Origin of the sequence: Paraglaciecola marina, assembly GCF_004360155.1 — a bacterium.
Lineage (GTDB): Bacteria > Pseudomonadota > Gammaproteobacteria > Enterobacterales > Alteromonadaceae > Paraglaciecola > Paraglaciecola marina.
In genome coordinates, this window is sequence record NZ_SAIS01000016.1 from 1 (window position 1) to 16438 (window position 16438).

The window sequence follows — 16438 nt, forward strand, 5'->3', positions numbered from 1 at the left end:
TAAACGTTAAAATGCAATCTTTTGATGACCGCCCATTTCTGCAGGCGAGATAGTAGAGCCTGAGGCTAGCTTGAGCATTTCTACTACGCTGGGGGCAACTGCCCACATTTCAGCTGATTTTAGTTCAAAGCGCATCATCAGTAATGAGCGGTCATCTCGACCTTTCTCATACCATGCTTCAACAGGTTTTGACCAATAGCGGTTAATAACCTCTTGGTTGGTTTATTTAACCAGTAAGCCAGAAATACAAGCAAAAAAGTTATGGTCTAAGCTAGAGAACTGCGCCTCCTTCAGCAATTCTCCTATCGTTTTTGGTGTAAAAAATTGACGCCCTAAAGGATGATTTACAAATGAAAGCCCTTTATTGACTCAGTACCTGACATCAAAATTAGTTCTTACATTGATAACGCTAGAGTAACTTTATTACGACCCCAATTGATTCAAAAGTGACGTTGTCACAATTGTTGTGAGCGAAGCGAATGCTCATTGCCGTAGCGATGCCTTTCTTTGAGTTTTAAGCTTTTCGTCATGAAATGACATTTTTTAGGCTAGAACCTAAATAAACCTTGTGCCTAGCGCCCAGTTTATATACAATCCGCGCCGCTTAAAACAGTCACTAACTTTAGTTCCTTGTCTCTATATAGCTTGGCTGTGCTATCGAGACTACAACCGTGAGGAGCAATATGATGCGTCATTACGAAATCGTATTCATGGTTCACCCTGACCAGAGTGAACAAGTTCCAGGTATGATCGAGCGTTATACCGGAATTCTTACCCAAGAGGGTGGTCAAATTCATCGTTTAGAAGATTGGGGCCGTCGCCAGTTGGCTTACCCTATCGATAAACTTCATAAAGCACACTATGTTTTGATCAATGCTGAAGCAACTGCTGAAGCTGTTGAAGAACTAGAGACTGCTTTCCGTTTTAATGATGTTGTTTTGCGTAACCTTGTTATGCGTACCAAAGCTGCTGTTACTGAACAGTCGCCTATGGCTAAAGAAGAACGTCGTGAAAAGCGTGAAGAAAAATCATATGACAAACCTGCTGCCGCTGCTCCTGCTACAGAAGCTCCAGCTGCAGAAGAAAAAGGAGACGCATAATGGCTCGTTTTTTTAGACGTCGTAAGTTTTGTCGTTTTTCTGCAGAAGGTGCTGCTGAAATCGATTATAAAGACATCGCTATGTTAAAAAATTACATCACTGAAAGTGGTAAAATTGTACCTAGCCGTATCACTGGAACTAGCGCGAAATATCAGCGTCAGTTGTCAACTGCTATTAAGCGTGCGCGCTTCTTGGCGTTGCTTCCATATACTGATTCTCACAAGTAATCGTAGGTAGCAGAGATGGATATTATACTATTAGACAAGATCGCTAACCTAGGCGGCTTGGGTGACAAAGTCACTGTAAAATCAGGTTACGCGCGTAACTTCTTGTTCCCACAAGGTAAAGCAGTTCCCGCTACTAAAGTAAATGTAGAGAAATTTGAACAGCGCCGTGCTGAGTTGGAAGCGAAAATCGCTGAACAACACGCTACAGCACAAGCTCGTGCAGATAAAATCGCTGCTTTAGGTGAAGTGACTATCGCTTCTCCAGCTGGTGATGAAGGTAAATTGTTTGGTTCTGTCGGTACTCGCGACATTGCTGATGCAATTACTGCTGCTGGTGTTGAAGTAACTAAGTCTGAAGTTAAATTACCTGTAGGTACTTTACGTGAAACTGGCGAATTCGAAATCGATTTGCAAATTCACACAGACGTTACTGCCACTATCAAGTTGGTTATCATTCAAGAAGCTTAATTGCTACTTGTTGTAACGTATATAAAAACACCGCTAATTTAGCGGTGTTTTTTTATGTCTAATATTTAGGAGTTGGTTGCTTTTCTTTGTAGAGTTTCTTGCCATTCGGGATCTAACCCCTCGGCTTTACTGGCATTTTGTAAAGCATCTTTGGGAGCGGTTTTACCCCTGGCTAGTTTTAAAAAATCTGCAATGGTCAAGGTAGGATTTGGCCGAGAAATTAAAGCAACTTGGTCGTCAATTGCAAAGCTGCCTTCTGTTAGTATGCGGTAATACCAACCATGAATTCCGTGCTTAGCTATAAACTTGTCTAGGCCCGGTGTACTAAATTTTTCAGAGATTTTGAAACAGGGCATTCTTGGTCCAGAAACCTGAACTACGACCTTACCGATTTCATAGGTATCTCCAATACAAACATTCGACTCGTTCATTGTGCCAACACTAATATTCTCACCCATAGAGCCTATCTTGGCCTTTCTGTAAAGCAAAGGATAAGCTTTTATAATTTTTTCATAACTGCTCAGGGAATATTGATGAAGGGCTCTCTCTGGCCCACCGTGATATCGTTTGTCTACTTGAATATCGCCAACTATACCTAGCTTGTCGACTGTTGCTGTATTGGTGGGGTATTTGTAGATACCTGTTAATTCGCTTTTAGGGCCGATTCTTTTAAGCTGAGCTTTGTATAAACCAATAACCTTCATTACTATCCTTTTTCAATCATTAAAGTTTACGTTTTGGAAGAGGGTTTATTTAGCCTCTAGATAGGCTTCTTTAAGCCAGTTTAATAATTCGCTATCTATTTGTTCTGGTTGGGTTATTTGAACCCTATGTGTGCACATAGCGCCAAATGGCCCGGACGTTTCTAATCTTTGAGTGTTGGCTTTGTCATTAAATTTCAAACCTATATCAATCCGAGTTTTGGTGCTGGGTTGAATTAAAGCAAATTGGCGCTTTACTTTGTAGCTAACCGCAGATTTTTTTGGGGTGACTATAACGTCAGAGCCGAGTAATTTTATGTGTTGGTCGAGCTCGTTGAAAATATCTTTTAGGTTTTCTTTCTTTAAGTATTGGTTTGCAATTAGGTCTTCATTACTAAAGGATGCTGCATCGGCTTCACGAAACTTTAAGGTGATAAAATTCGCAAACCCATGGGTTACATTATGCTCTTTCTTTAAAAAGGTCATGTATTCCCCATGTTTATTGAAGGTTTGTTTGGCTAGTAATTGCTTCCACTCTTCTAAGGTTTTACCGGTCTTTTCTAATAGATTCTGTTCCATTATTTCACCTGTGGTTGTTTTTCCAGATACATAATTGGCTGGTTCATTAGTTGGTTCTATTTATATGAAATTTTAGTGTATTCTTTTTTACCTCGCCCTTTAAACTTTTACAACTTAGGCTGCGACTAATCTTTTAACCAAACAAGAGTAAACCTTTACATTGAATACACATGGAAACGTTGTTGCCGCTGAACATAAGTTTGCTACAAAAAGTGAGCTGGACTTAATTAAAGCAGTGCAGGGCGGAGATAAACAGGCTTATAACACTTTATATCACCAATATATTGGGCAGGTGTATGGGCTTTGTTATCGATTAACCGGTGAAAAAGCATTAGCTGAAGATGCAGCTCAAGAAGTGTTTATACAGTTATGGCGAAAAATCGGCAACTTTAGAGGGCAAAGTAAGTTTTCTACTTGGTTACACACAGTTACGTCTAATGTCACTATCTCTTATATTCGTAAGCAAAAGGGCTGGGTACAGAAAATGTTTAACATTGAAGATTCGGCTGCGATGAATGAAGAGGCTGATGCATCAAGTAGTAGTGTAGACCTCGAAAGTTATGTAGTTAGACTCCCTGAGAGAGCGAGAATAGTCTTTGTGTTGCACGCCATTGAAGGGTATCGCCACGAAGAAATCGCCACAATGACAAATATGGCAGTTGGTTCTAGTAAATCACAATTTCATAGAGCGAAACAACTGCTAGAGGAGTGGATGAAAGATGAGTAAGGCCAGAATTGAAGCCTCCCTTAATGAAAAAATTGCAGAGCTTAAAAAAGATAAACAACCTGAAAGAGATTTATGGCCGGGTATAGAGTTGGCCATTTCTAAAGAAGATTTTTCAGGACTACAGCATTCAAGGGTAGAGAGGCGTAAGAAATATTTAGCGGTAGCAGCGGTTGTCATGTTTGGTTTTATTGGGTGGTTCACCATTAGTCCGCAATTTGTGCTGTTAACTGGGGATGATTTGGTTGCTTCGTTAAGCGCACAACACGAAGCACAAAAACATGAGTTGTTGGTTAAGTTACGAAGCCAGCCAGCATTAACAGAGAATTGGCAAGACCAACTTGCAGAGTTAGATGATGCCGCAAATGCGATTAAATTGGCTTTAGAAAACGACCCAAATAATATGGCGCTATTAAAGATGTTACAAAGCGTGCATCAACAACAAATTAGTATTATTGAGCGAGTACATTCGCCCAAATGGTCACAAATTTAAGCTGTAAAGTTTAAGGAGTAATAAATGAATAAATTAGTTATAGGTGTAGTGGTCTATTGCTTAAGCATAACTGCTTGGGCTTCTGAGCAGGTAGACCGTATTGCAGATGTAGATGAAGATGCATTTATAAAAATTGAGCATGTTAATGGTGAGGCAATTATAAAAGCTTGGGATAAAAAGCAAGTAAGAGTAGTTGGCAAATTAGGCGATAACACTAAAGAATTTATATTTAGACATGACAGTGATGAAGTTTTGATTGAGGTTAAAGTAAAACAAAACTCAAAGTGGTCAAATTGGGGCGATGATCAGGGGGATGATTTAGAAATATATGTGCCACGGCAAAGTAAAGTTTATTACAGTGCTATAAATGCGGATGTTGCAGTTGAAGGTTTTCAAGGTGGAGCAAGTATTGATACGGTAAACGGAAGTATTAACAGTAGAGAATTAGCCGGGCGCATTCACTTAGAGTCAGTCAATGGTGATATTACCGCTAAAGAGCTTGAAGGCGATGTAAAAATAGAAACGGTAAATGGTGATATAAACTCCTTTAATTCTGGTGGGAATGGAGATAGTTACGATTCTGTGAACGGTGACATTAAAGTGACAAGTAATAGTCAAGAAATTAATGTTGGGACAGTTAATGGCGATATTGATTTAAAGCTTGGTGAGATTTCTCAACTTAATGTAAGTACTGTCAATGGTGACATTGACGCTAGTCTTAGTCTGAAAAAGAGCGGGGATATTGATGCCTATTCAGTTGATGGTGCTATTAATTTAAATTTCCAAAAGAAAGTATCAGCTCGATTTGATATTCAAGCGCATGCTGGTGGATCAATTAAGAATTTGCTGTCAGATGATAAAATGCAGAAAGCTAAGTATGGTCCAAGTCGTTGGCTAGAGTTTGCTGTTAATGGTGGCCATGCTGAAGTGGATATTTCTACAGTGAGTGGCAGAGTAAAACTAAGTACAAAGTAACTTAATAGACTAATTAGGAGTGAGTGATTAGCGGTGAGCTGTTGTTAAGCTGACCGCTGCACAGAGATTTTAGCTAAGCCTATTAAAGCATCTTTATAGTTAGAATCTGGTACGGGTTGTAACGCATTAATAGCTTGTTCTGATGCTTCAACGGCTAACTGTTTAGTATATTCTAAAGAGCCAGCTTGTTTCATTGCTGCCATTATTTCGTCAAAGTGTTGCATACCATCACCTGTTTCAATGGCTTGCTTTATCATAGTGGCTTGAGCATCGTTGCCATTCCACATTGCGTGTAACAGTGGCAAGGTTGGTTTACCTTCTGCTAGGTCATCACCCACATTTTTACCCATTTCTTCGGGGTCGGCGTCATAATCTAGTACATCATCTATAAGTTGAAAGGCAGTACCTAAGTATTTGCCATAGTTTTGCATAGCAATTTCAATTTCTTTGGGTTGGTCAGCTAGTACTGCGGCCAATAAAGTCGCCGCTTCAAATAAGCGTGCCGTTTTACTATATATAACCTGCATGTAACTTTCTTCCGTGGTGTCTGGATCATTGCAGTTCATTAACTGTAATACTTCACCTTCAGATATCACATTAGTGGCATCGGATAAAATTTCCATTACTCGAATTCTTTTTAGACTGACCATCATCTGAAAAGAGCGGGTGTATAAAAAGTCTCCTACAAGCACACTGGCTTGATTACCAAACACTGCATTGGCGGTTTCTTTACCACGGCGCATAGTGGATTCATCAACCACATCATCATGGAGTAAAGTTGCAGTGTGAATAAACTCGATTATTGTCGCTAACGTATGATGTTGTTGATTGGGAATGTTAACCGCATTTGCTGCAAGTACCGTTATCAATGGCCGTAAGCGTTTTCCACCACTATTAACTATATAAAAACCGAGTTGATTGATCAGTGAAACATCAGAGTTGACTTGCTGTTGAATTAACTCATTTACAGCCATCATATCTTGATGCGCTAGGTTATTGATGTCTTCTAGTTTCATGCCTTCACTTTTTTGATTAAGCTTAAGTATTCATACTGTTAAATTCGCAAACGGATTCTACAGAATTTTAGTAGGGTATCCAGTCACACTTAAACATATATGTCACAATAATGCAGGGGAAACGTAAAACGATTGTTATTTAATCAAATTAATTAAAAAATGGACTTGCTTGGTGATATAGCTTCACGTACAATTCGCGCCCTGTTTTTGAATATATAGTGTCAAGAGACACAGAGCGGAGTTTAATTATGTACGCGGTTTTCCAAAGTGGTGGCAAACAACACCGTGTGGCTGAAGGCCAAACCGTTCGCCTAGAAAAAATCGAAGTGGCTCCTGGTGAGTCAGTTGAATTCGATGATATTTTAATGGTGAGCAATGGTGACGATATTAAGATTGGTACACCTTTTGTTAATGGTGGAAAGGTTACTGCTGAAGTAGTAACTCATGGACGTGGCGAAAAAGTAAAAATCGTTAAGTTCCGTCGTCGTAAGCATTCACGTACCCAAATGGGTCACCGTCAGTGGTTCACAGAAGTGAAAATCACTGGCATTAGCGCTTAATAGGAGTAATTACAAATGGCACATAAAAAAGCTGGTGGTAGTACTAACAACGGCCGTGATTCAGAAAGCAAACGTTTAGGTGTTAAGCGTTACGGTGGTGAGTCTGTATTAGCTGGTAACATTATTGTTCGTCAACGTGGTACTAAATTCCACGCTGGTAATAATATGGGTATCGGTAAAGACCATACTTTATTTGCTTTATCTGATGGTAAAGTTCAATTTGAAGTTAAAGGTCCGAAAAATCGCAAATTTGTGAGCATTGTTGCTGAATAAGTAATAAGTGTATTATATTTAAAAGCCCCGCTTTATGCGGGGCTTTTTGTTTAACCCGTATAAATTATGTGCTACTTGTTTTAAAGTTTTACACTCTATACTGGTTTAAGTCGTTTTATTATCAAGGTGTTAAGTAAGTCATGAAATTTGTAGATGAAGCTGATATCCGCGTTGAAGCTGGAGATGGTGGCAACGGCGTTGTTGGTTTTCGCCGAGAAAAATATGTCCCTGATGGTGGTCCAGATGGCGGTGACGGTGGTGATGGTGGTAGTGTCTATTTAGTCGCTGACGAAAACTTAAACACCTTGATTGATTATCGTTTTGAACGGTTTCACCGCGCTGAGCGAGGTAAAAACGGTCAAAGTGCGAATTGTACAGGTAGAGGTGGCTCTGATTTGGAAGTTAAAGTACCAGTAGGTACACGTGCTACAGACAGTGACACTGGAGAACTATTAGGTGACTTGACCAAACACTTGCAACGCATGAAAGTTGCTCAAGGTGGCTATCATGGTTTAGGTAATGCGCGCTTTAAAACCAGTACTAACCGAGCTCCTAGACAAAAAACAAATGGTACTCCAGGCGAAATCAGAAACTTAAGATTAGAGTTAATGCTGTTGGCCGATGTTGGTTTGTTAGGTATGCCAAATGCGGGTAAGTCCACTTTTATTCGAAGTGTTTCTGCTGCTAAACCTAAAGTGGCCGACTATCCTTTTACAACCTTAGTACCTAATTTAGGGGTTGTTCGCTTGGATGCAATGAGTAGCTTTGTTATTGCTGATATTCCTGGGTTAATAGAAGGTGCGGCTGAAGGTGCTGGGCTTGGTATACAGTTTTTAAAACATTTAGAGCGTTGCCGAGTCTTGTTACATTTAGTTGATTTAATGCCTGCAAATGGAACTGATCCTGTTGATAACGCTAAGGCTATTGTTGCTGAGTTAGAAAAGTACAGCCCTAAATTGGCTGCTAAACCTCGTTGGCTAGTTTTTAATAAAGTTGACTTGATGTTAGAAGATGAGGCTGAAGCCGAGTGTGAACGTATAGCCAAGGCTATTGGTTGGGAAGGCGAGTATTACCAAATTTCAGCGTTTCAGAAACTCGGAACTCAAGAGCTATGTCATCATGCAATGGACTTTATTGATGCATTACCTGAAGAAGTAGAAGAAGCACCAACCGATGATGGTTTTAAGTGGGATACTCCGCAAAAGGATTCATTCGAAGAAGGTTATGCAAGTGGTGAAGACGATTTTGATGATGACGACGATAACTTTGATGGCGATGATGATTTCGAAGTGATTTATACTAAAGAATAACTCCTACCGAGTCCTTTAAGCAAAAGGGTTAGTTTATGTATAAATTAGCCCTTATATCCTGATAAATTCAAAAGTGTAAAATACTCATGATACAAGTTTCAATGATTGCCGCTATGGCTAATGATAGAGTGATAGGCTTTAATAATACTATGCCTTGGCACCTTCCCGCCGATCTTAAGCATTTCAAAAAAGTGACGCTAGGCAAACCTATAGTAATGGGTAGAAAAACTTATGAGTCGATTGGAAAAGCATTACCAGGGCGTTTGAATATTGTGGTGAGTTCAGATCCTGTTTTTACTTTACCCGACGCTACTGTCGTAAATAGTTGTGAGCAAGCTATAGAAGAGGCAAAGGGTCATAGTCAAGCTGAGGGAGTAACCAACCCAGAAGTCATGATTATAGGTGGCGGTACCATTTATCAGCATTTTTTACCTTTATGCCATCGCCTTTACTTAACCCATATTGATTTAGAGGTCGCAGGAGATACTTATTTCCCAGACTATAAAGCTAATTACTCATGGGTTGAGGAAAGTACAGAATCGTTCGACAGTGATGATAAAAATCTTTATTCATATCATTTCATTAATCTTGTGAAACAGGCTGAACTGGTTTAGATAGCAATAACGTAAACGTGTAAATATAACCATAGATAGCTGTAATGATTATACTAGGCGCCACTGTTAGCCATAAATTAGGTGTTTGGTTGACTATATTTACAGTAATAGCAATTGCACCTTGAATTCCTATGGGTAGTAATGGTGCGAAAGCTGCACCTGGTAAAGAATTATTGCTTAAATAGGTTGCCGACTTATCTAATATATTTTTGAATGTTTTAAATATAGCTACATTCTGTTTTGTTTTTGAATGGACAGTACAGATTATTGGAACGATAAAAACTAAAGAAACATAACTCTTTTCAAATTTCCCTACCGTTTTTTCTAAAATAAACGTAAAAAGTATCGTAATAGTGGCGCTGAGAGAGCCTTGAACAACTGCAGATCTTAAGAGTATCGCTACATTGTCGGTTACTAAACTATTTGCCCAGTATGACCATGAAAAATAAAATACAAAAGATATAATGGCTGAAAGCGCTAATCGGACATTTGACGACATTAATGTATTGCCTTTTATTCGAAGTAAGTGAGTATCTTACAATGGAAAATTGTGAACTAATACGATACATGACTGCATTTTGCGTTACACTTTTTGCTCATAATAAACTTGGAGTGTCTAAATGGCTAATGTGACTTTAAAAGGTAATGTTTTTCAAACTGTTGGTGAGCTGCCTTTAGTGGGGGAGCAAGCCCCTAATTTTACTTTGGTAGAAACTGATTTATCAGAAACATGCTTAGCAGATTATGCAGGTTCAAAATTGATTTTAAACATTTTTCCCTCTGTAGATACGGGGGTTTGCGCCACATCAATTCGCACATTTAATGAAAAGGCGACTGAGTTAGATGGCACTAAGGTGCTGTGTGTTTCTGCTGATTTACCGTTTGCTGGAGCAAGATTTTGCGGAGCTGAAGGTATTGAAAATGTTGCTACAGTTTCTAGCTTTAGAAGCGATTTTGGTACTGATTATGGAGTGACTTTTACTACTGGCCCATTAAGTGGTTTGTTATCTCGTAGTGTTGTTGTGATAGATGAGGAAGGTAAGGTTTTATATACCGAGCAGGTTGCTGAAACTACTGAAGAGCCAAATTACGAAGCTGCCATAGCTGTTCTATAGCTTTTTACAGTTATAAAAAAGCCTCATTTGAGGCTTTTTTATTGTCTTTTTGTTACGTCAGCTTGTTAAATATAGCTTCTAAGTTTAAACCTTGATGGCCCAGCATATCTTTTAGTCTTCGCAATGCTTCTACTTGAATTTGACGCACCCTTTCTCTTGTTAGGCCAATTTCTAATCCGACATTTTCTAAGGTAGATGGCTCATACCCTAATAATCCAAATCGCCTAGCTAGAACTTCTCTTTGTTTAGGGTTAAGTTCTTGCAACCATTTTACTATGTTTAGTTTCATTCCTGAATCTTGCAGACACTCTTCTGGCCCATCTGCTTTTTCATCTGCTATGAGATCGAGTAAAGCCTTGTCATTTTCCCCACCAATGGGTGAGTCGACAGAAGTAATCCTTTCATTTAAGCGCAGCATTTTTGTGACATCTTTGACTGGTTTATCTAGCGCTTCTGCGATTTCCTCAGCGGTAGGCTCATGATCTAATTTTTGGGATAACTCTCGAGCGGCTCTTAAGTAAACATTGAGTTCTTTGACAATGTGAATGGGTAATCGAATTGTTCTAGTTTGATTCATAATAGCCCGTTCAATTGTTTGTCTAATCCACCAAGTAGCATAAGTTGAAAACCTAAACCCTCTTTCTGGATCAAACTTCTCCACGGCACGTATTAGACCAAGGTTACCTTCTTCAACAAGATCGAGCAGAGCTAAGCCTCTATTGTTATAACGTCTTGAAATTTTTACTACTAATCGTAAATTACTGACTATCATACGTTTTCGAGCTGCTTCATCCCCTTTCAAGGCTCTCCTTGAAAAGTATACTTCTTCTTCAGCTGATAATAATGGTGAGAAACCAATTTCACCTAAATATAGCTGGGTAGCATCTAGGTTTTTTGGGGTATCTTCTAGGTTAACTAGTTCTTCTTGGACTTGCCCTTTACTACTTTTATGATTATCGGGTAGTTCGAGCTCTATATCAGCAACTGCATTTTCTTCAGCAGTATCTATTTGATCTTGTTTCATAATGTTGAATCCTCAATATTGTGTTTTGGTCTCCTTTTCTCAATTATTATTATTTATAGTTATTATCTCTTGGGTAGGTAACGCAAAGGATTAACAGATTTTCCTTTGTATCTCACTTCAAAATGAAGTTTGACCTTATCGGTCCCGCTCTTACCCATAGTGGCGATTTTATCGCCTAATTTTATCCATTGCTGTTCTTTAACCAAAATTGTGTCGTTGTGCGCATAGGCTGTTAAATAAGCTTCAGAGTGTTTAATTATGACTAACTTTCCGAAACCTCGTAAAGCATCGCCAGTGTAAACAACTTTTCCATCAGCTGCGGCTAAAATAGAAGCGCCATGCTTGCCATCAAAGTCTAAGCCTTTATTGCCTTCATCTTTAGATGAGAAACCTCTAGAGATAATACCTTTAGTTGGCCAAGACCAATTTTTCACTTGGTCAGGAAATTTACCGGCTAAAGATTGTGCTGAACTTCCGTTAACAATTTCTTCACTTTTACCATACGCTTGCTTTTTAGGTGGGTCAATAGCTTGTTTCTTAATTTTTTGTGGGGAAGTAGTCGTTATTTTATTAGTTTTGACTGGGTTTGTTTTTTTACCTTCGGTCAACAGTAAACGTTGGCCTGGATATATATTGTAGGGAGAGCTGATTTTATTTAGTTTAGCTAGATCTCTATAATCTTGGCCGCTATACCAAGCGATAGAGAATAGGGTGTCACCAGTTTGTACTTTGTAATATTTGCCTTCATACCCCTGTTTTTCAAAGTCTTTGTAGGTTTTACCTTGATATAACTCTACAACAGGTGCGGGTGTTTTTCTGCTACTACAGCCCCAAAGAAAAATACTACTAAAAAGCAATAGAGACCCCAGATTTGCATAACTGTATGTACGACGTTTAGTGGGAGTTTTTTTCATCGCTTAATCGTTATCTGGAGAGCCTATTTTTTCTAATAGAATGACTAAAAACATTCCAAACAGTGATAATACTATTGCATACCATAGGTAAGAAGGTTGACTATTTAATGATTCAAAGGCGATAGGTGAAATATTTTCTTGGACTAGCGGTACTTCTTTACCGTGGCGGTCAATTATAGATTCTATTGTTTCTTTCCAAGGCCATACTTTATTTAAGGAACCTAGCATAAATCCACCAAGCAGGGCTAAAGTCGTAGTTTTGTGGTGCTTAAACATCCAACTCAAAACATGTGAAAAACTAATAAGCCCAGTAGCACAGCCTGTCGCGAATATTGCTAAAGTGAAAAATTGAAGCTCTTTTATTGCCGTTAACATAGGCGCGTACATGCCCAAAAGAAGTAAAATAAAGCTCCCAGAAATCCCAGGGAGTATCATTGCACAAATGGCAATCATTCCTGATATAAAAATAATGAGTGGTGTAGATTCAATGCTGGTAGGGCTCATTATAGTAATATAGTAAGCACTTACTGCACCTGTGATGAATGTTGCAATAATAGACAAATTCCATTTTTTAATATGCCGTATCAATGACCATACAGCTGCTAAAATTAATCCAAAAAAGAAGGACCATAATAGTATTGGGTGATTATCTAAAAGGTACAGAACAACCCGTGAAACAGTTAATAGGCTTAGTAAAATACCACCAAAAACTGCTAATAAAAAATTGCCATTGATGTGCAGCCAAGTCGCTTTTATGCCTTGCTTAAAAAGCATTTGAAGAGCCGAAAGCCCACACTGCTTAAGTGAAAATATTAATTCTTCGTAGATACCTGTCATGAATGCAATGGTACCACCAGATACACCTGGCACAGCATCTGCTGCACCCATTAACATTCCTTTTAGGGTAAGTCCAACATAAGCTTTTGAATTTTTGGGTTTCAAATTATATCTCCAGCCACTAGTGGCACAAACCGTACTGCTTCTATAATCGATGAAGTAAACTCATCTTGTTGGCGTGTAATGCAATGTAATTGTTGGTTAGACTCTCCAACTGGAATAATTAATCTACCCCCATCGTTTAATTGTTGGTATAGCTTTTCAGGAACCGAGCTGGCGGCCGCTGTAACAATTATTGCATCGTAAGGTCCTTTGCTAGACCAACCTTGCCACCCATCACCATGTTTCATTTTAACATTGTGTAAATCCAATTGGTTCATACGACGCTTAGCTTGAAACTGTAGAGTTTTAATTCTTTCTACAGAGAAGACCTGTTTAAATAGTTGTGCCAAAACGGCCGTTTGATAACCAGAACCTGTGCCTATTTCTAATACATTTTCGGCATTGTTGTCAGATTCAAGTAATAACTCTGTCATTTTAGCCACTATGTAAGGTTGTGAAATGGTTTGGCCTTGCCCTATTGGTAAGGCTGTATTTTGATAAGCTTTATGTTTTAGTGCATCTGGCAGGAATATTTCTCTGGGGATGTTAGCGATAGCAGTCAATACTTTGGAGTTTATTATGCCTTCCTGATGTAAAAGTTGAGCTAGGTTTTCACCTTTGCGTGAGGTTGCTCTCATAACTTACCTATTTTTATTAATATATGGTTTTAATATTGTTCTTGTTTGTTTCCGCACATGTCTTAATTGCTGGTAAGCAAGTTACTTAATAGATATCGCGTCTAATTTATCATATCAATGACATGTTTTAATGTGCTAGCAAAATTTAACTTGTAACACTGTTTTTTTGGATATTAAGTAACTCACGAACTACTGAGGTAGCAAAAGCACCAGAAGGTAGAGAAAAATCAAGGGTTAAGTTGTTATTATTTATTGACCAATGCAAATCAGCTGGATACAAGTGAACAGTCCTTCTCTCCTGTTTTAATCCGATATTTTCAAGGGTTTCGGTTATATTTTTGTGCTTTGATGCGATGGCCTCCTCAAATTCTAATACTTTATGTTTGCTTGATAAGTGACCTGAGCCCCACATTGGCGCAGAAATAAATATATCTCTTTGTTTTAATCTGGTACTTAGATTGTTATCTATATCATCAACACAGAAAAAGCTATTACTTCCCGCAAGTTGCATCACGTCACCTAGTTGTGGTGTGTCTAGGGTATTGTTTTGGACTTTATGGTGGACCACCTCGTTAAAGAACCAGGAGCGTAACGCTGAAATTGCCATTGAGCGTTTATTACGATTACGAATTTCTTCACCTGCTATCATCTTTTCAGCTAGGACTAGATTGCCCCCCCTTGGATCGTATCGTGTATCGCCAAAACGTTGTTCACCAAAGTAATTTGGTACTCCTAGTGAAGCAATCTGCCGCAATCTATTATCCAAGCCAACCGTTGAACTAAGGTCTCTAATGGTAATTTTAAATTGATTAGCTTTAAGTACACCCGTTCTAAGTTTTTTATTATGACGAATTGAATTAAGTATTTCAGCGCCTTGCACTGCAAAATTGGACCAGTCTATGTCTTCTTTACCTGGCAAGTGTACACCAAACCATTGTTCAGTCTGAGCGTGTTTGTCCTTGCGGCCAGCATAGGTTACGGCGCGTAAAGGAAGTTTTGCATATTTAGCAATTTGCTCTGCTAGAAAAGCGGTATTCAATCCGGTTTTGCGTACCCATAAATATATGTGCTCACCTTCGCCAATTGGCGCATAGCCCAATAATTCTTTAACCTGAAAATCCTCGGGTATACTTTTAAATATCCCATCGATATTAAGCTTAGGGTATTGATAGCTCCAATGTTGTATTTGCATTAGCAACTAGCTTTTATTGCTGTCAATAATACTACCGCATGAGCTGCAATCCCTTCTTTTCGCCCGGCAAAGCCTAATTTTTCGGTTGTGGTTGCCTTTACATTTACTTGATTAATGTTTACCGATAGATCAGCCGCTATTCTCTCTCTCATTTCAAGGATATGAGGTGCCATTTTGGGAGCTTGTGCAATTATAGTCATGTCTAAGTTTGCTAAGTGATAGCCTTCTGCCGCAACTAATTTTTTAACATGCCTAAGTAGCTCTCTACTATCGACACCTGAAAGACTAGGGTCGGTATCTGGAAAGTGTTTACCAATGTCTCCTAAAGCGACGGCACCAAGTAATGCATCACACAATGCATGTATGGCCACATCTCCATCAGAGTGAGCTATCAGCCCTAATTCGTAATCAATGTTAACTCCAGCTATAACAATTGGGCCTTCTCCGCCAAATTTATGGACATCATAGCCATGACCAATACGCATATTCATTAAATGATCCTTGTTAATATTTGATTAAGCTTTTTTTTGTGAGAGATAGAACTCTGCTAATAATAGGTCTTCTGGCCGTGTTACTTTTATGTTGGAAGCGCTACCTTCGACTAACATAACTGTCTCTGATACATATTCAATTGCGGAAGCTTCATCTGTCACTTCAGCCCCTTCATCTATAGCCAAATTAAGAGCGTTTTTTAGTAAAGTTAATGGGAAAAATTGAGGGGTTAAGGCATGCCATAAATTATCTCTAGATTCGGTATGTTTCACACTGCTATGTCTTTTATTGATTATAGATGAGCCTCTTTTCATCGTGTCTCGTACCGGTGCCGCTAAGATCCCGCCATCTTTACCACTTGTAGCCAGGCTGAGCAAAGCACTCAAATCTGTGTGGTCTAGACAAGGTCTAGCCGCATCATGAACCAATACCCACTGCTCTGAAGTTGATAGGTGATTCAAACCAGCTAAAACTGAATCACATCGCTCTTTTCCACCAATGACTATATCTAGTTGTGGATGTGTGGAAATGGGCAACTCTTTAAAAGTTGTATCCTCGGGGTTTAACACTACCACTATGCTTTTTATTTGAGGGTGAGACAATAAATTATCGAGTGTGTGTTCAATTATTGATTTCCCAAGAATATGTAAATATTGCTTTGGGCAATCTGATTGCATACGTTTACCAATACCTGCGGCAGGGACAATGACTGAGTATCGAGTGGGTAATGGCATTAAGCGGTATTAATTCTCTGTAGGTAAAATACGATAAAAGGTCTCACCTTCTTTGATTAAGCCGAGTTCATTCCTTGCTCTTTCTTCTGCGGCTTCTAAACCAATTTTTAAGTCATGAATATCGGCTTTAAGAAGGTTGTTTCGTTGTCGTAGATTACTATTTAAGGTGACTTGAGTGTCGACTTCTTGCTTTAGTCTCACAAAATCTGTAATGCTGTTTTTACCAAACCATAAGCGATATTGGAGAGTAGCAAGCAATATAAGTAAAATTATGGTTACCCACTTCATTTTTCTGCTCACCAAAAGACTAAAAGGAGACTTATTATGCCGAGGTTTTGGCTATTCGGCTA

24 protein-coding genes are annotated in these 16438 nt (G+C 38.9%); 11 read left to right on the plus strand and 13 right to left on the minus strand.

Annotated elements, in window-relative coordinates; translation table 11 throughout:
* Positions 1-6 precede the first annotated feature (6 nt).
* Positions 7-207 carry a pyridoxamine 5'-phosphate oxidase family protein gene (locus EOK74_RS21115; protein ID WP_239024160.1) on the minus strand — a complete coding sequence of 67 codons (201 nt, stop codon included), beginning with the start codon at positions 205-207 and terminating at the stop codon, positions 7-9.
* 479 nt (positions 208-686) lie between these two features.
* Between EOK74_RS21115 and rpsF the strand changes: the two genes are divergently transcribed.
* The 3 genes from rpsF to rplI are packed head-to-tail and all read left to right on the plus strand — an operon-like array spanning position 687 to position 1795.
* Positions 687-1100, plus strand: coding sequence for a 30S ribosomal protein S6 (gene rpsF, locus EOK74_RS17455; protein WP_133471477.1), 414 nt, complete (start codon positions 687-689; stop codon positions 1098-1100).
* Positions 1100-1327, plus strand: coding sequence for a 30S ribosomal protein S18 (gene rpsR / locus EOK74_RS17460; RefSeq protein ID WP_133471395.1), 228 nt, complete (start codon positions 1100-1102; stop codon positions 1325-1327). The genes rpsF and rpsR overlap by 1 nt, the downstream gene beginning before the upstream one ends.
* Before the next feature lie 15 nt (positions 1328-1342).
* Positions 1343-1795 carry a 50S ribosomal protein L9 gene (rplI, locus tag EOK74_RS17465; protein WP_133471396.1) on the plus strand — a complete coding sequence of 151 codons (453 nt, stop codon included), beginning with the start codon at positions 1343-1345 and terminating at the stop codon, positions 1793-1795.
* Between the two features lie 65 nt (positions 1796-1860).
* Here rplI and EOK74_RS17470 read toward each other — a convergent pair whose 3' ends face one another.
* Complete coding sequence (locus EOK74_RS17470) at positions 1861-2499, minus strand: MOSC domain-containing protein (protein WP_133471397.1); 639 nt, start codon at positions 2497-2499, stop codon at positions 1861-1863.
* A 45-nt stretch (positions 2500-2544) separates the two neighbouring features.
* Positions 2545-3075 carry a DUF5655 domain-containing protein gene (locus EOK74_RS17475; RefSeq protein ID WP_133471398.1) on the minus strand — a complete coding sequence of 177 codons (531 nt, stop codon included), beginning with the start codon at positions 3073-3075 and terminating at the stop codon, positions 2545-2547.
* Between the two features lie 160 nt (positions 3076-3235).
* Between EOK74_RS17475 and EOK74_RS17480 the strand changes: the two genes are divergently transcribed.
* The 3 genes from EOK74_RS17480 to EOK74_RS17490 are packed head-to-tail and all read left to right on the plus strand — an operon-like array spanning position 3236 to position 5267.
* Complete coding sequence (locus tag EOK74_RS17480) at positions 3236-3802, plus strand: RNA polymerase sigma factor (protein ID WP_133471399.1); 567 nt, start codon at positions 3236-3238, stop codon at positions 3800-3802.
* Positions 3795-4292 (plus strand): hypothetical protein, encoded by a 498-nt coding sequence (locus EOK74_RS17485; RefSeq protein ID WP_133471400.1) that lies wholly within the window; start codon positions 3795-3797, stop codon positions 4290-4292. The genes EOK74_RS17480 and EOK74_RS17485 overlap by 8 nt, the downstream gene beginning before the upstream one ends.
* Positions 4293-4316: 24 nt before the next feature.
* Positions 4317-5267, plus strand: a complete 951-nt coding sequence (locus tag EOK74_RS17490; protein WP_133471401.1) for a DUF4097 family beta strand repeat-containing protein — start codon at positions 4317-4319, stop codon at positions 5265-5267.
* 44 nt (positions 5268-5311) lie between these two features.
* On the opposite strand, the gene ispB is transcribed toward EOK74_RS17490, so the two are convergent.
* Complete coding sequence (ispB, locus tag EOK74_RS17495; RefSeq protein WP_133471402.1) at positions 5312-6283, minus strand: octaprenyl diphosphate synthase; 972 nt, start codon at positions 6281-6283, stop codon at positions 5312-5314.
* Positions 6284-6531: 248 nt separating this feature from the next.
* Between ispB and rplU the strand changes: the two genes are divergently transcribed.
* From rplU to folA, 4 genes are all read left to right on the plus strand, one after another.
* A complete protein-coding gene (rplU, locus tag EOK74_RS17500; protein ID WP_133471403.1) occupies positions 6532-6843 on the plus strand; it encodes a 50S ribosomal protein L21 in 312 nt (103 codons plus the stop codon).
* 15 nt (positions 6844-6858) lie between these two features.
* On the plus strand, positions 6859-7116 hold the full coding sequence (rpmA, locus tag EOK74_RS17505) for a 50S ribosomal protein L27 (RefSeq protein WP_133471404.1): 258 nt from the start codon (positions 6859-6861) through the stop codon (positions 7114-7116).
* A 140-nt stretch (positions 7117-7256) separates the two neighbouring features.
* Entirely contained in the window at positions 7257-8426 is a 1170-nt protein-coding gene (gene cgtA, locus EOK74_RS17510) for an Obg family GTPase CgtA (protein ID WP_133471405.1), read from the plus strand.
* Positions 8427-8512: 86 nt separating this feature from the next.
* Positions 8513-9040 (plus strand): type 3 dihydrofolate reductase, encoded by a 528-nt coding sequence (gene folA / locus EOK74_RS17515; protein ID WP_239024156.1) that lies wholly within the window; start codon positions 8513-8515, stop codon positions 9038-9040.
* Here folA and EOK74_RS17520 read toward each other — a convergent pair.
* Complete coding sequence (locus tag EOK74_RS17520) at positions 9009-9539, minus strand: hypothetical protein (RefSeq protein WP_205964690.1); 531 nt, start codon at positions 9537-9539, stop codon at positions 9009-9011. The two genes, folA and EOK74_RS17520, sit on opposite strands and share 32 nt — an antisense overlap.
* A 121-nt stretch (positions 9540-9660) precedes the next feature.
* On the opposite strand from EOK74_RS17520, the gene tpx reads away from it, so the two are divergent.
* Positions 9661-10155 (plus strand): thiol peroxidase, encoded by a 495-nt coding sequence (gene tpx / locus EOK74_RS17525; RefSeq protein WP_133471406.1) that lies wholly within the window; start codon positions 9661-9663, stop codon positions 10153-10155.
* A 52-nt stretch (positions 10156-10207) separates the two neighbouring features.
* Here the strand turns inward: tpx and rpoS are convergent, their stop codons facing one another.
* The 8 genes from rpoS to ftsB all read right to left on the minus strand — a co-directional run bounded on the left by rpoS (position 10208) and on the right by ftsB (position 16376).
* A complete protein-coding gene (rpoS, locus tag EOK74_RS17530) occupies positions 10208-11179 on the minus strand; it encodes an RNA polymerase sigma factor RpoS (RefSeq protein ID WP_133471407.1) in 972 nt (323 codons plus the stop codon).
* Positions 11180-11241: 62 nt separating this feature from the next.
* On the minus strand, positions 11242-12093 hold the full coding sequence (locus tag EOK74_RS17535) for a peptidoglycan DD-metalloendopeptidase family protein (protein WP_133471408.1): 852 nt from the start codon (positions 12091-12093) through the stop codon (positions 11242-11244).
* A 3-nt stretch (positions 12094-12096) separates the two neighbouring features.
* Entirely contained in the window at positions 12097-13035 is a 939-nt protein-coding gene (locus EOK74_RS17540) for a polyprenyl-phosphate transporter (protein WP_133471409.1), read from the minus strand.
* Positions 13032-13670: a protein-L-isoaspartate(D-aspartate) O-methyltransferase gene (locus EOK74_RS17545; RefSeq protein ID WP_133471410.1), complete on the minus strand. Its 639-nt coding sequence runs from the start codon at positions 13668-13670 to the stop codon at positions 13032-13034. The genes EOK74_RS17540 and EOK74_RS17545 overlap by 4 nt, the downstream gene beginning before the upstream one ends.
* Positions 13671-13815: 145 nt before the next feature.
* On the minus strand, positions 13816-14862 hold the full coding sequence (truD, locus tag EOK74_RS17550; protein ID WP_133471411.1) for a tRNA pseudouridine(13) synthase TruD: 1047 nt from the start codon (positions 14860-14862) through the stop codon (positions 13816-13818).
* Positions 14862-15347 carry a 2-C-methyl-D-erythritol 2,4-cyclodiphosphate synthase gene (gene ispF / locus EOK74_RS17555; protein ID WP_205964692.1) on the minus strand — a complete coding sequence of 162 codons (486 nt, stop codon included), beginning with the start codon at positions 15345-15347 and terminating at the stop codon, positions 14862-14864. Before ispF ends, truD begins: the two co-directional genes overlap by 1 nt.
* Positions 15348-15377: 30 nt before the next feature.
* Complete coding sequence (gene ispD, locus EOK74_RS17560; RefSeq protein ID WP_133471413.1) at positions 15378-16088, minus strand: 2-C-methyl-D-erythritol 4-phosphate cytidylyltransferase; 711 nt, start codon at positions 16086-16088, stop codon at positions 15378-15380.
* Between the two features lie 9 nt (positions 16089-16097).
* Positions 16098-16376, minus strand: a complete 279-nt coding sequence (ftsB, locus tag EOK74_RS17565) for a cell division protein FtsB (RefSeq protein ID WP_133471414.1) — start codon at positions 16374-16376, stop codon at positions 16098-16100.
* Positions 16377-16438: the final 62 nt, after the last annotated feature.

Coding starts and splice junctions, on each gene's coding strand:
- rpsF (WP_133471477.1), top strand. CDS start 687: ATGCGTCATTACGAAATCGTATTCATGGTTCACCCTGACCAGAGTGAA.
- rpsR (WP_133471395.1), top strand. CDS start 1,100: ATGGCTCGTTTTTTTAGACGTCGTAAGTTTTGTCGTTTTTCTGCAGAA.
- rplI (WP_133471396.1), top strand. CDS start 1,343: ATGGATATTATACTATTAGACAAGATCGCTAACCTAGGCGGCTTGGGT.
- EOK74_RS17470 (WP_133471397.1), bottom strand. CDS start 2,499: ATGAAGGTTATTGGTTTATACAAAGCTCAGCTTAAAAGAATCGGCCCT.
- EOK74_RS17475 (WP_133471398.1), bottom strand. CDS start 3,075: ATGGAACAGAATCTATTAGAAAAGACCGGTAAAACCTTAGAAGAGTGG.
- EOK74_RS17485 (WP_133471400.1), top strand. CDS start 3,795: ATGAGTAAGGCCAGAATTGAAGCCTCCCTTAATGAAAAAATTGCAGAG.
- EOK74_RS17490 (WP_133471401.1), top strand. CDS start 4,317: ATGAATAAATTAGTTATAGGTGTAGTGGTCTATTGCTTAAGCATAACT.
- ispB (WP_133471402.1), bottom strand. CDS start 6,283: ATGAAACTAGAAGACATCAATAACCTAGCGCATCAAGATATGATGGCT.
- rplU (WP_133471403.1), top strand. CDS start 6,532: ATGTACGCGGTTTTCCAAAGTGGTGGCAAACAACACCGTGTGGCTGAA.
- rpmA (WP_133471404.1), top strand. CDS start 6,859: ATGGCACATAAAAAAGCTGGTGGTAGTACTAACAACGGCCGTGATTCA.
- cgtA (WP_133471405.1), top strand. CDS start 7,257: ATGAAATTTGTAGATGAAGCTGATATCCGCGTTGAAGCTGGAGATGGT.
- folA (WP_239024156.1), top strand. CDS start 8,513: ATGATACAAGTTTCAATGATTGCCGCTATGGCTAATGATAGAGTGATA.
- EOK74_RS17520 (WP_205964690.1), bottom strand. CDS start 9,539: ATGTCGTCAAATGTCCGATTAGCGCTTTCAGCCATTATATCTTTTGTA.
- tpx (WP_133471406.1), top strand. CDS start 9,661: ATGGCTAATGTGACTTTAAAAGGTAATGTTTTTCAAACTGTTGGTGAG.
- rpoS (WP_133471407.1), bottom strand. CDS start 11,179: ATGAAACAAGATCAAATAGATACTGCTGAAGAAAATGCAGTTGCTGAT.
- EOK74_RS17535 (WP_133471408.1), bottom strand. CDS start 12,093: ATGAAAAAAACTCCCACTAAACGTCGTACATACAGTTATGCAAATCTG.
- EOK74_RS17545 (WP_133471410.1), bottom strand. CDS start 13,670: ATGAGAGCAACCTCACGCAAAGGTGAAAACCTAGCTCAACTTTTACAT.
- truD (WP_133471411.1), bottom strand. CDS start 14,862: ATGCAAATACAACATTGGAGCTATCAATACCCTAAGCTTAATATCGAT.
- ispF (WP_205964692.1), bottom strand. CDS start 15,347: ATGCGTATTGGTCATGGCTATGATGTCCATAAATTTGGCGGAGAAGGC.
- ispD (WP_133471413.1), bottom strand. CDS start 16,088: ATGCCATTACCCACTCGATACTCAGTCATTGTCCCTGCCGCAGGTATT.
- ftsB (WP_133471414.1), bottom strand. CDS start 16,376: ATGAAGTGGGTAACCATAATTTTACTTATATTGCTTGCTACTCTCCAA.